10 protein-coding genes are annotated in these 13,459 nt (G+C 41.9%); 6 read left to right on the forward strand and 4 right to left on the reverse strand.

What is annotated here, in order from left to right:
* The first annotated feature begins 7 nt into the window (after positions 1-7).
* The 3 genes from atpD to WCW66_00015 are packed head-to-tail and all read left to right on the forward strand — an operon-like array spanning position 8 to position 2,969.
* On the forward strand, positions 8-1,396 hold the full coding sequence (atpD, locus tag WCW66_00005; GenBank protein ID MFA6391119.1) for a F0F1 ATP synthase subunit beta: 1,389 nt from the start codon (positions 8-10) through the stop codon (positions 1,394-1,396).
* A 5-nt stretch (positions 1,397-1,401) separates the two neighbouring features.
* Positions 1,402-1,845 (forward strand): F0F1 ATP synthase subunit epsilon, encoded by a 444-nt coding sequence (locus tag WCW66_00010; protein ID MFA6391120.1) that lies wholly within the window; start codon positions 1,402-1,404, stop codon positions 1,843-1,845.
* A gap of 32 nt (positions 1,846-1,877) precedes the next feature.
* A complete protein-coding gene (locus tag WCW66_00015) occupies positions 1,878-2,969 on the forward strand; it encodes a hypothetical protein (protein MFA6391121.1) in 1,092 nt (363 codons plus the stop codon).
* A gap of 116 nt (positions 2,970-3,085) precedes the next feature.
* On the opposite strand, the gene WCW66_00020 is transcribed toward WCW66_00015, so the two are convergent.
* From WCW66_00020 to WCW66_00035, 4 genes are all read right to left on the reverse strand, one after another.
* Positions 3,086-4,345: a glutamate-5-semialdehyde dehydrogenase gene (locus tag WCW66_00020; GenBank protein MFA6391122.1), complete on the reverse strand. Its 1,260-nt coding sequence runs from the start codon at positions 4,343-4,345 to the stop codon at positions 3,086-3,088.
* On the reverse strand, positions 4,338-5,150 hold the full coding sequence (gene proC, locus WCW66_00025; protein ID MFA6391123.1) for a pyrroline-5-carboxylate reductase: 813 nt from the start codon (positions 5,148-5,150) through the stop codon (positions 4,338-4,340). The genes WCW66_00020 and proC overlap by 8 nt, the downstream gene beginning before the upstream one ends.
* The gene (proB, locus tag WCW66_00030) at positions 5,147-6,229 is read right to left on the reverse strand and encodes a glutamate 5-kinase (protein MFA6391124.1); all 1,083 of its coding nucleotides are present in this window, start codon (positions 6,227-6,229) and stop codon (positions 5,147-5,149) included. Before proB ends, proC begins: the two co-directional genes overlap by 4 nt.
* A 102-nt stretch (positions 6,230-6,331) precedes the next feature.
* Complete coding sequence (locus WCW66_00035; protein ID MFA6391125.1) at positions 6,332-6,697, reverse strand: STAS domain-containing protein; 366 nt, start codon at positions 6,695-6,697, stop codon at positions 6,332-6,334.
* A gap of 180 nt (positions 6,698-6,877) precedes the next feature.
* Here WCW66_00035 and WCW66_00040 point away from each other — a divergent pair, with 180 nt between their 5' ends.
* The 3 genes from WCW66_00040 (at position 6,878) to WCW66_00050 (ending at position 13,446) form a co-directional block, all read left to right on the forward strand.
* Positions 6,878-9,781 carry a UvrD-helicase domain-containing protein gene (locus WCW66_00040; protein MFA6391126.1) on the forward strand — a complete coding sequence of 968 codons (2,904 nt, stop codon included), beginning with the start codon at positions 6,878-6,880 and terminating at the stop codon, positions 9,779-9,781.
* Positions 9,782-9,786: 5 nt separating this feature from the next.
* Positions 9,787-12,342, forward strand: coding sequence for a cation-translocating P-type ATPase (locus WCW66_00045; protein ID MFA6391127.1), 2,556 nt, complete (start codon positions 9,787-9,789; stop codon positions 12,340-12,342).
* A gap of 84 nt (positions 12,343-12,426) precedes the next feature.
* A complete protein-coding gene (locus WCW66_00050) occupies positions 12,427-13,446 on the forward strand; it encodes a pyruvate kinase (GenBank protein MFA6391128.1) in 1,020 nt (339 codons plus the stop codon).
* Positions 13,447-13,459: the final 13 nt, after the last annotated feature.

Here is a 13,459-nt window from a genome sequence, read left to right on the forward strand (position 1 = left end):
AAAAAGTATGTCACAAACTACAGGAAAAATATCACAAATTATCGGTCCGGTTGTTGATGTGAAATTCGACAAAGACCTGCCACTTATTTATACCGCTCTGGAAGTGTATAAAGAGGAAAATGGAAAAAAGCATAAGATTGTACTGGAGGTTCAACAGCAGTTAGAAGGTAACGTAGTCCGGACTGTTTCCATGGACTCTACTGACGGTCTGAGTAGAAACATGGAAGTTATCAATACTGGCGGGCCAATAACAGTTCCGGTTGGAAAAGAAACATTAGGTAGAATGTTCAGTCTACTCGGCGAACCCCTGGATGATAAAGAACCGGTTAAGACGGCAAAAAGATATCCGATCCACAGACCGGCGCCAAAGTTTGAAGATCAGACTACGCAGTATGAGATTCTGGAAACCGGAATCAAAGTTATCGACTTAATCTGCCCGATTTTAAAAGGTGGAAAAGTCGGTCTGTTAGGCGGAGCCGGAGTTGGTAAAACGGTGGTTATTCAGGAGTTGATCAGAAACATTGCCCAGGAGCACGGCGGATTTTCTGTTTTTGCCGGAGTTGGTGAGCGAACCAGAGAGGGTAACGATCTTTACCATGAAATGAAAGATTCTGGCGTGCTGGAAAAAACAGCATTGGTTTTCGGTCAGATGAATGAGCCACCAGGAGCCCGTGCCAGAGTCGCACTATCCGCGCTAGCAATGGCTGAATATTTCCGTGATGAAGAAAAACAGGATGTATTGCTATTTGTAGATAATATTTTCCGATTCACTCAAGCCGGTTCAGAAGTATCCGCATTACTCGGACGCATACCTTCTGCTGTAGGTTACCAGCCGACATTAGCGACAGATATGGGTGAATTACAGGAACGCATTACCTCCACAAAGAACGGATCGATTACTTCCATGCAGGCTGTGTATGTTCCCGCTGACGATTTGACTGATCCGGCACCGGCCACAACGTTTGCCCATTTGGATTCCACTGTAGTATTATCCCGCGCGCTTTCCGAACTGGCTATTTATCCGGCGGTTGATCCACTCGATTCCGCTTCGACAATCCTTGATCCGAGAATTGTGGGACAGGAGCACTATGATGTCGCTCGCGGAGTACAGAAGATTTTACAAAGGTATAAAGATTTGCAGGATATAATCGCGATTTTGGGGATGGAAGAACTGTCGGACGAAGACAAAATTATCGTTACCCGCGCCAGAAAAGTTCAGAAGTATCTGTCACAGCCTTTCTTCGTAGCGGAAACATTTACCGGAACTGAAGGAAAATATGTTACGCTCAAAGACACGATTCGTGGTTTCAAAGCGATTCTAGACGGTGAATTCGACACTGTACCGGAGCAGGAATTCTATATGAAAGGCAGTATTGACGATATTAAAAAACAATAATAATTATGGCAAACAAACTACAATTTGAAATAACCACTCCCGAGGGTAAGGTTTATTCCGACCAGGTGGATGAAGTTATTTTACCTACTCCCAAGGGGGAGATTGGTATTCTGCCGAACCATATTCCGCTGGTTTCTTTGCTTAGTCCGGGAGAGGTAAGAATAAAGAAAAATGGGGAAGAAACATATCTGGCGGTCTCCGGTGGTTTTATTGAAGTGAGGCCGGATAAAATTGTAGTGCTGGCTGACACTGCGGAACATGCAGATGAGATTGACGAAGCTCGTGCCGAAGCTGCGAAAATTCAGGCGCAGGAATTGGTCAACGTTAAAAGGACTGATGATAAGGAATTTGCCGCTTTAACCGCCAAGATTGAAAAAGAATTTGCCAGACTGAAAGTTGTCAGGCGCAGGCGCAGAAGACGAGATGTGCCACCAACGTCAGGAAATTAACACTGCATAAACAGAAGATAATAATCAAAAAAATGAAATCAAATTCACAACCGGAAAAAGATAATAAAAAAAATGCCAGTCCGCTCGTGCAGGAAGTTATTGAGCGCAATCTCGAGCAAAGCGCAATCTTCCGCGGTCCGGATGCTTATTTAGCCCGGAAATATTATCGTGCCCAACATCCGACGGAAATATTATGGTTTAAATGCATGGATGGACGTTTGCATGGGCCGGTAATTACTGAAACTCCGGTGGGAATCATTCAGCCGCTACGTAATTTAGCTGGTTCATTTGAACTAGGTTGGGGTTATCTGGCTGACATTTTCCTGCAGTGGGTAATGTACGCTGTGCAGAACGGCAGACGGTGTCTGCCATTCATTACTTACCATTGGTCCAAAAGTGATATCCATAAAGGGTGCAAAGGCCACAATTATGATGTGGAAAAAGCTAAGACGGATGCCAGTGGCTTGGTTGCCAATATTGAAAAAGCATTTGGTAAAGATCACCAGGTTGTTTATCCGATTATGGTCGGCATTGAAACGGATGAAGATGCAATGGTTTTACATGGAGTTAACGGCAGCTCGCTTAACATGATAAATGAGTTAGAAACAGCGGCTGATATACTGAAAGAAAAAGTTCGTCTGCTATATCCGGACATGCATTCGCAGGTGATTGATGATTTGTTTGCTTTGGTTGCCGGTAATATTAAACATATACTTCATCTACGTGCCAATCCGAGACCGGACCAGCAAACAATGCACAACGAACAGATTATTGCGGTGGGCAGGGGATTTGACTGGTTGCACTGGCAGAACCGCGCTTTGATCATTGGGCCTTTTTCCTATGATGTGGCAACTCCGATCGCAACCGCGGCCACAATTATACTTGATAATATCAATAAAGGTTTAATTCCGGCGGAAGAAGGAGCACTATTGATGACGACAGGAGTTTATCGCCTACCAACCGGTCCGGAACCGATTCTCGCTGAACTGAAAGCCAGCTATCTGGAAGAATTTGCGTTGAATGTAATAAAGACTAGAGTACCGGAATTATATCCTTATCTGCATGTCTTATCCGGCACAGTAGATATGGAAACCCGATTATTCAACATATTGACTGCTAAATAACTAAACTCATATTTGATACTTGTCGTAAGCAAGTAATTGTTTAATTTATTATTTTTCTAAAAGCGCCCGCTGTGGGCGCTTTTGCTTTGTTAAATTATTATAGGGATACCGTTTTTCTAGTTTCTAATTTTCCAGTTACTATTGACTATCCATTTAATACTGGTCAATTCTTTCAAACCGATTGGTCCGCGGGCATGTAGTTTTTGTGTGGAGATACCAACCTCCGCCCCTAATCCGAACTGAAAACCGTCAGTAAAACGAGTTGAAGTGTTTACATAAACAGCAGCAGCATCTATCATTTCAAGGAATTTCTTTCCCACTCTTTTGTCTTTCGTTAAAACTGCTTCTGAATGCCCCGATGTGTGTTCTTGAATAAAGCTGATCGCCTCAGTAAAGTTTTTTATAGTTTTCACTGACATTTGTAAACCAAGAAATTCTTTGCCGAAATCGTTCTTCTTTGCCTTTTGCAACAACTCCTTTGGATAGCATGATTGCAAAATTCTATAACTGGCCGGATCGGCTTTAATTAATACCTGATGTTTTTTCAGTCGAACGGCAGTTTGTGGTAATAATTTCGGGGCAATCGCATGATCCAGAACGAGCGTGTCCAGGGCATTGCAAACTGTCGGACGCTGGGTTTTGGCGTTTTCGATAATTATTGCCGACTTAATGATATCGGCTGTTTTTTCCACATATGTATGGCAAACCCCCGCGCCGGTTTCTATTACTGGCACGCTGGCATTTGCACGTACAAAGTCAATCAATCTTCTGCTACCTCTAGGTATCAACACGTCAATATATTCATTCAGGCGGAGCAGTTGGACTATCATGGATTTTTTTGGAGCGTCCAAAAACTGAACGGTGAATTTTGAAAAACCGTTTTTTTCCAAAGCACGCTGAATTAATGATACAAATATTTTGTTGGTAGAATTCGCTTCCTTACCGCCTTTGAGGATTACGGCATTTCCTGCCTTGAGTGCTAAACTCGATATTTCAACTGTTACATTCGGTCTTGATTCGTAAATTACACCCATGACGCCGATTGGAACTCGTACTCTTAAAATATGCAGTCCGTTTGGTTGTTTGAAATTTTCGGTTATTTCTCCAACGGGGTCGGGTAATTGGATAACAGCTAGCAGGCTTTTTCTGATGAACTTTAAGCGTTTCGGATTCAGCATTAGGCGGTCTGAAAGAGGATGATTCTCACCTTGTCTTTGTATGTCCTCGCGGTTTGCTCTAATAATTGCTGATTCATTTTTCTGTATTAAACCAGCTAGCGTTTTTAACACTGCATTCTTTCTGCTATTAGATGCCTGTGAAAATTCCCGCGAGGCTACCCGCGCCCTTTTCCCGATTTTTTGAATTGGCTTATTCATATTTTTTTGAAATTACTTTTGCTTTTTGATGGGCGGCGTTGATTGCTTCTTTCCAGATCTTCACAAACCCGGGACCTAATTTATTGATTGCCGCTTCGGTAATGCCTTTTTTTGATGTTACTGCTTTTCGTAGTTCCTTTAATGACCGGGAGTCGTTTTCCAAAAGTCGCGCAGCCCCATAGAGAGTTTTATTTACTAATTGTGCTGCCTCATTCTTTGTGAACCCAAATTTCCGCGCCTGCTGTTCTAGTAATTCCGCAGTGTAAAAAAAGTACGCAGGACCGCTTCCGCTGATTGCTGTAACTTTATCCAGCATGGATTCATTCTTAACTTGCATAGATGTACCAATAACAGATAACAAATTCTTGATTGTGTTTATATTATTTTTAGCGCATTTTTCCGGTGCGTACCATGCAGTTATACTACTTCCCACCTTTGCTGCTAGATTTGGCATTGTGCGGACGATGTTTGTATATGCTAAATGTCGGGCTAAGGAATTATATGTTACTCCTGCCATTATTGAAATAACCAGTTGGTTATCTTTAAATTTTCCAGCCAACTGTCCGGTTAATGATTTATACTGCTGTGGTTTAATGGCTAGGAAAATAATTTCTGATTTTGCGATAGCATTGCCCAGGTCGGATTCAACTTTAATTCCCGAGTGTTTTATCTCTTTCAATCTTTCCGGATTATTGTCGCAGGCAGTTATTGTTCTTTTAGTCGCATATCCAGTACTAATCAGACGTTCCATGATGACAGTACCCATATTTCCGCAGCCGATTATTGTGATTGTATATTTTTTCATGCTATATGCAGGTTATTGATATGGATTACTTCTTTTTTTAATGAATGTGGACGGTCTAACGCTTTGGTTAATTCATCAGATGAATAATTTGTTATTCCATAGCCAACAATATTTTCACGGCGGTCCACAACCTCAACAATTTCTTTCTTATCAAAGCACCCACGAATCTTTTTAACCCCGACCATTAGAAGACTTTTTTTCTTTAGTAATGCCTGTGCCGCTCCGTCATCTATAATAATGCCGGCAGAAGCGTTTTTGGCGCATAGGATCCAGCGTTCTTTTTCGGAAAGTTTGCTCACCTTTGCTATTAGATTCGTTCCAATCTTTTTCCCATTGATGATTGCGGTAATATTTTCCGGATGCAGTCCGTTTGCAATCCATGTTGGAATTCCGGCATTGGCGGATAATTGCGCGGCATTAACTTTGGAATGCATACCACCGATGCCGTGGGTGGAACTGGAGTTATCGGAAATAGCAGAAAAAATTTCGTTGACATCCTTTATATTCCGGATTAATTTTGCATCTCTTTTATTCTTTTCTGGATTTGCTGTCATAACACCCTCCTGATTGGTTAAGAGCAGAAGTTTGTCAGCATTCAGAGCAATTGCAGTAGCGGCAGCTAATACGTCATTGTCACCGAAGGAAAGTTCCTCAACCGTCACCACATCGTTTTCATTAATTATCGGTACAATATTATTATTAATCATGCCATATAGCGCGCGCAGTGCATTATCATAGCGTGTTCTGTCCGCAAAGTCTTCTCTTGTCAATAATGCTTGTCCGACAACCACCCCCAGTTTTTGAAAAAGTTTTTCGTATTCATGCATCAGACGCGCTTGACCGACGGCGGCATAAATCTGACGCTGGGTAATACTTTCCATATTATCTGAAAGCTTGGTGATTTCTTTTCCGGCAGCTACCGCACCAGAGGTAACAAGCACTGACTTATACCCCATATTGTGTAGCTCAACCAACTGTTTCACTAGATTACGAATAAGACTGCGATTAAGTTTATCACCGTTGGCTGTCAGGATATTTGTCCCGACTTTGACTATAATAATCCCGGGTTCTTTTTTCATAGTACCGGTAAGTATAACAAATTTTTATCATAAATAAAACGAGGAGCCGTGGGAAGTGATTAGTTTCCGTATGACTCCTAAAGAACAAGAGGTGCTTACTCATTACTGCGAAACCCCCAGGGCTTGCTCCACGGTGTCGAAAAGCTCGAACATCGATGCGATCTGCGTGTTCACCAGTACCTTTTCGACGCTCTTGTTGGAGCCCGCGATGATGATCGGGATAGGCCCGTTGTGGCCAAATTTGATCGCCATCCTGCGGACGATGATCAGGATGCCGATGCCGTTCGAGGACATCGTTCTGACCTTGGAGAGGTCAAAGACGATCCGCTCGAACTGGCGGAAGGTCCATGGCTGGAGGAGCGGTTCACGGTTCTCGATACCTTCGAAGTAGTCGGGAGCATCCTTGTGGAATTCCCCTTCGAGCGTGATCACGAGAACATTGCCCCGCGCTTCCATGGTGTGTTTCATGACGCTAGTCATTGTTCTCACCACCTTAGGAGGTTTGAGGGTGAAAGGTGCTACTTCATGTTCTTTTCCGCACTTTACTGCGGTAAAGAACTGTCAAGGGTAGCATAGCATAATACTTTTGTCAATGGAAGTGGCATGGTCGATGCTGATTTTGCTGTGGATTTGTGATACAATAATCATATGGAATTACTAAAATCATTGAACGCCGAACAGAGAACAGCCGTGATACATGGAAACGGACCTTTGTTGATTGTGGCTGGTGCCGGTACCGGAAAGACTACTGTTATAACCCAGAGAATTGCCTGGTTGATTGATCAGAAAAAAGCCCAGGCGGATGAAATACTGGCACTGACCTTTACCGATAAAGCGTCGGGTGAAATGGTGGAACGCGTCGATCAGCTACTGCCTTATGGCTATGTAGATTTATGGGTCTCAACATTTCATGCTTTCGGCGAACGCGTCTTGCGGGATTATGCACTGGAAGTTGGACTTGATTCCGGATTCAAACTGCTTTCAAGTATCGATCAATGGATGCTCCTAAAAAAGCATCTGGATGAATTTGAACTGAAATATTACAAACCGCTCGGCAACCCTACCAGATTTATTTATGCGCTGATCCAGCATTTCTCCCGCGTAAAAGACGAACATGTTTCGGCAAAAGAATATCTGGCTTACGCACGGAAATTAAACAGCCGAAAAAACCTGAAACCGGATGAGAAGGAAGATGCGGAAAAGATATTGGAAGTGGCAAAAGCTTATCAGCAGTACCAGTTGCTGTTGCAAAAAAACGGATATCTGGATTTTGGCGATCTAATCATACAAACTCTTGAGCTATTTAAAAAAAGAAAAAAAGTATTGGAGCAATTCAGGAAGAAGTTCAAATACATATTGGTAGATGAATTCCAGGATACTAACTATGCTCAATATGAATTGATCAAGATATTGGCATCTCCTAAAAACAACATAACGGTTGTGGGTGATGATGACCAGGCGATCTATCGTTTCCGCGGGGCATCCATGAGTAATATTTTGGAATTTAAAAAAGATTATCCGAAATCAAAAGAAGTTGTATTAATTAATAACTACCGTTCCCGGCAAAATATTTTGGACTTGTCTTATGAATTTATCCAGAAGAATAATCCGAACCGCCTGGAATATCAGCTGAAACAGGATGCCGTGCAGAAGAAAAATCCGAAGATAAAAAAAGTGAGTAAAAAACTGGTTTCAAAAATTGATGGTGAAGGAATTATCAAACATATTGAATCAGATACTCAAGAAGATGAAGTGTTCAATATTTTGCGGGAAATTGAAAAGATTAAAAAAAGCGATCCGAAACTGACCTGGAATGATTTTGCAATACTAGTACGCGCGAACAGCCAGGCGGATATTTTTGTAAATGTTTTTACCAACCAGGAAATTCCCTACCAATACGTAGCCGCCCGCGGTCTTTACCAGCAGCCCGAAATTCTGGATATCATCGCCTGGCTCAAGATGCTGGATAACTATCATGAAAGCCCGTCGCTATTCCGTGTTTTATCAATAGATCTGTTTAAAATAAAAACATCAGATTTGATCAATCTTTCCAATGAAGCAAAGAAGAAACGCATCTCGCTTTATGAAGTGATAGAAAGTCATCAGGAAGTCGGCGGGATTAGCCAGGATACCAGAAAATCCTTAAACTATATTTTGGATCTGATAAAAAAACAGACAGCACTCGCCAAGGAAAAATCGGTCGGGCAAATCTGTTTTGAATTTCTTAAGGCAATCGGTTATTTGAATAAAATGAGCACTAAAGATGCTGAGGGGTATCACATTAAAATTCAGAATATCAGCAAGTTTTTTCGTAAAGTCCAGGACTTTGAGCGCAATAACGAAGACAAGTCAGTGAAAAAATTCATGGAAGAACTGGAATTGGTTATTGATGTCGGTAACGATCCCGCGCCCGCGCAGATGGAAGAGGGGCCGGAAAGTATAAAGATAATGACAGTACACGGAGCGAAAGGTTTGGAGTTCTCTTATGTATTTATCGCCAATCTGGTGGATAAGCGTTTTCCCAGCATTGAGCGCCGTGAGCAGATTGAAGTTCCCGGTAAACTGATTAAGGAAATTATTCCGGAAGGGGATATTCACTTGCAGGAAGAGCGCCGGCTTTTTTATGTTGCCTGCACGCGGGCGCGGAAAGGCCTTTTCTTCAGTTCCGCCAAAGACGTGGGCGGAAAGACTGCCAAAAAACCATCACGGTTTTTATTTGAGATTGATATGGTAAAAGGGGAAAGATCGGAAAAATCTGAACAGCTGAATCTGGGATTTGATATTGTCAGGAAGAAAAATTTGAAAGTTGAAAAAATTAAATATCCGCTGCCAAAAACATTCAGCTACTCTCAACTCAAGGCCTACGAAAAATGCCCGAAGCAGTATAAATATATGTTTATTTGGAAAGTTCCGGTTTTGACCGGGCGTCACACCTACAGCTTCGGTACCTCGGTGCATAATACATTAAAAGCGTTTTATGCTTTAGCACAGCAGGGGCATAAACCCACCAAAGCGCAGCTGATGAAGTTGTACGAGGAAAACTGGATTGATGACTGGTATGACTCCCGCCAGCATATGCAGGAAAGAAAAAAAGCAGGAAAGCTGATGCTGGAGGAATATTTCAAGACCAATAAAATAATCAAGGCTCCTGTATTTCTGGAAAAGGGTTTCAATCTGAAAATCGGTGATTATTCATTCCGGGGGTTTATTGACCGGGTTGATTCTTTGGATAAGGAATCCGTGGAGATTATCGATTATAAAACAGGCAAGAAGCCGGCGCGTAAAACGGAAATTGACCATGAACAGCTGATGATTTATCATATAGCTATGCAGGAGGTCTTTAAAATGAAGCCTGCAGAACTTAGTTTATATTTTTTGGACGGTAATGTTAAATATTCATTTACGGCATCGGTAAAAGACATTGAAGATCTGAAAGTAAAGATTATCGAATCGATCAAAGAAATTGAAAAAGGGGATTTTACTCCGGCACCGACCATTTATAAATGTGCGACTTGTGATTTCAGGGAAATCTGCGAGGATCGTGCTGTATAAAATATATGATTACAATCAATCAGGAACAAATTGAAAAGATTTCGGGATTGTCAGCCGAAGCCGTGTTGGAGAAGCAGACAAAGTACGGTTACAATGAGCTGAATTCCCAGAAGAAACATAATATATTTCAAATCCTTTTTGAAGTTATCAAAGAGCCGATGCTGGCTCTTTTGATTTCCATCAGTGTTATCTACCTCTTCTTAGGCGAGCAAAAAGACGCCTTTGTTTTAATGTTCGCGGTGGTGGGAGTAGTCGGCATCACACTGTTTCAAAAACGCAAAACAGAAAGAGCGCTAGACGCTTTAAAAAATTTATCCAGTCCTCGTGCATTGGTGATTCGTGAGGGAAAACAAATCAGGATTCCCGGCAGAGATGTGGTAAAAGAAGATATTATGGTTTTGGCCGAAGGAGACAGGGTGCCGGCGGATGCAGTAATTCTTTCCAGCGTTAATCTGCAGGTAGATGAATCATTATTAACCGGTGAATCGCTTTCGGTAAAGAAAACGCAATATGAAGGGCAGGATCTGCCGAAAAGACCCGGTGGGGATAATCTGCCCTACGTTTATTCAGGCACGCTGGTTGTTCAAGGTAAAGCAACAGCCAGAGTTGAAGCAATCGGCGCGGATACGGAAATGGGGAAAATCGGCAAGGCGCTGGATTCCATAAAAGAAGAGGATACCCTACTGCAGAAAGAAACCGCCCGGCTGGTGCGTTATATCGGCAGTATCGGTTTGTTGCTTTGTGTTTTAATATTTCTGATCTACGGGCTGGCAAGAGGGGAATGGATTGCCGGTTTACTGTCCGGTCTGACTTTAGCCATGGGAATACTGCCGGAAGAGTTTCCGATTGTTCTGTTAATATTTTTAGCCCTAGGAGCATGGCGGATATCAAAGAGAAATGTTTTGACCAGGCGCATGCCGGCGATTGAGACTTTGGGAGCCGCTACTGTTTTATGTGTCGACAAAACCGGAACAATCACACAGAACAGAATGTCTTTAAATACTATTTATGTTGATGGTGAATACTATGACGTCGCTGAAAAAAAATCATTGCCGGAAAAATTCCACTCACTTTTAGAATATGCCATGCTGGCCAGTCAGGAAGACCCATTTGATCCGATAGAACAGGAAATTAAAAAAGTAACTGTGGGTCTTCTTGAAAATACCGAGCATATCCATAAAGCATGGCAATTGAATAAGGAATACCCATTTACTAAAGAACTGCTTTCCATTGCGCACGTTTGGGAATCCAAAGATATGAAGGAATACACTGTCGCCGCCAAGGGCGCTCCGGAAACAATCGCTGATCTGTGTCATTTTACGACGGAAGAATTCAAAGAGCTTGAGGAAAAAATTAATGTTTTGGCCAATCGCGGTCTTCGGCTTCTCGGAGTGGCGAAGGCGACTTTTGAAAAAACAAATCTGCCTCAATCACAACATGATTTCAAATTTGAATTCGTGGGACTGCTCGGATTCTTAGATCCAATCCGTACGCAGGTACCGGGCGCATTGCAGGAAGCATACAGCGCAGGTATTCGTGTAATTATGATTACCGGTGACTATCCGGGAACTGCCAGTTTTATTGCCCGGCAGATCGGGTTGAAAGATCCGGATAATTTTATCACCGGTCCACAGCTGGAAGCGATGAGCGCGGAAGAATTGAAAATTAAAATTGATTCGGTAAATGTTTTTAGCCGGGTTGTACCGGAACAGAAGCTGGCGATAGTCAATGCCTTGAAGGCACATGGTGAAATTGTGGCGATGACCGGCGACGGGGTAAATGATGCCCCTGCTCTGAAGTCGGCAAATGTCGGTATCGCTATGGGTAAAAGGGGAACAGATGTTGCACGTGAAGCCGCTTCACTTGTTTTACTGGATGATGATTTTACTTCAATCATCCAGGCGGTAAAGCGGGGGAGGATTATTTTCAAAAATCTAAAAGAGGCCATATCGTATATCTTCGCGGTACATGTGCCGATCGCCGGACTGGCATTTTTACCAGTTCTGTTTGGCATGCCGGTTATTCTCCTACCGATTCATATTACTTTCTTGGAATTGATTATTGATCCTGCCTGCACGATTGTTTTTGAAGCGGACCAGGCGGAAAAAGATGTTATGAAGCGCCACCCTCGGAATTTGAAAGAGCCATTATTTAATCGTAAGGCACTATTTTTTAGTCTAATTCAAGGGTTGAGTGTATTGATGATTACATTTGCGATTTATTTAATTACTTTAAACATTGGCAGAGGAGAACTTGAGGCTAGGACGCTGACATTTATCAGCCTGGTTGTAGGTAACTTGATTATGATTGCGGTAAATCTGTCCTGGTCGGAAAGTATCTTGAGTATTTTCAAATCTTCCAATCGCATAATGTGGTTGGTAATATCCGGCACGCTTGCTTCGTTAGTATTGATTTTTTCAGTTCCCTGGTTGACTGATCTGTTTCATATGTCCAGGATGAATTTGCAGAATGTGGTTTTGATTCTGATATTTGGTATAGTTGTTGTATTCTGGTTTGAGCTCATGAAGAAGATTTTCAAGAGAAAGTATAAGGAGATTTAAATAATAATCATTAGGGTGCGAAAAGAAGTTAAGAAATTATAAATGCAATTCTACTCATAAAGGAAATTAACAATCATAAATATTATGGATGTAATAGCTACAATCTGGAAGGTACCATATTATTATGACCGTAATCAGCGGATGATAGATAGGGGTGTGGATTGTTTTAGGGTGAAATGCTCACACAACAGTGCTGATGAAATTATAAATTGCCTGCGGTCTGCCCGTAAACAGATTAATCAGAGCGGAAAACCAGTAAGACTATTAGCCGATCTTCCGGAAGCCAAAATTCGTTTGGGAGAATTCCCGCAAGAAAAAATTAATTTACCAGAAGATTATCAGTGTCTTTTCAAAAAAGCACAAAATTCTTCGGATCCTCTGGAATTTATTCCAATTAGAAATGAGAACGTAGGGAAATATTTGATTGTGGGGGATGAATTTTATTTAGGGGACGGGCAATTATCATTTACGGTGATTAAAATTAATAGTACCAATGAATTTGTTGCAAGGACCAACAATTCCGGCAGGCTTATTTTTCGGTCTTCTATGACCATACCAAAGATGATGGATGAGATTAATCACATTACCCCATTTCTCGATGAAATAATCCCTCGGCTTCCCGAGGCTCAACCCGAAATGGTCGCTTTTTCTTTTGTTAGTTCCAAGGAAATGCTCCAGGAATTATTAACTAAATTGTCTAAATACACAACTCCTGATTGGCAGCCAAAAATAATCGCAAAAATTGAATCTCAAGCAGGAGTGGAAAATATTGATGAAATATTGGAATTGGCGGACGGGATTATGGTGGCAAGGGGAGATTTAGCATTAACTATGCCCTATGCAAAATTGGGGATTACTCAAAAAATGTTAGTAAGCAAAGCACGCAGTGCCGGAAAGTACGTAATTGTTGCTACACAAGTCTTGCAGTCTTTACTTGATAATTATCTTCCGATGCGTTCTGACATATTGGATATCACTAATATGTGTTTAGATGGAGCATCTGCCGTAATGCTTTGCGCTGAAACGTCACATAGTGATCATCCAGAGAGAGCGGTAGAGGTTGCCAAAGAAATAATAACCGCGGTGAATAATACTATAGTTTAAACTAATAACATCG

The sequence above is a fragment of the Patescibacteria group bacterium genome, assembly GCA_041664365.1.
Classification (GTDB): Bacteria; Patescibacteriota; Patescibacteriia; order UM-FILTER-42-10; family UM-FILTER-42-10; genus JAHJEX01.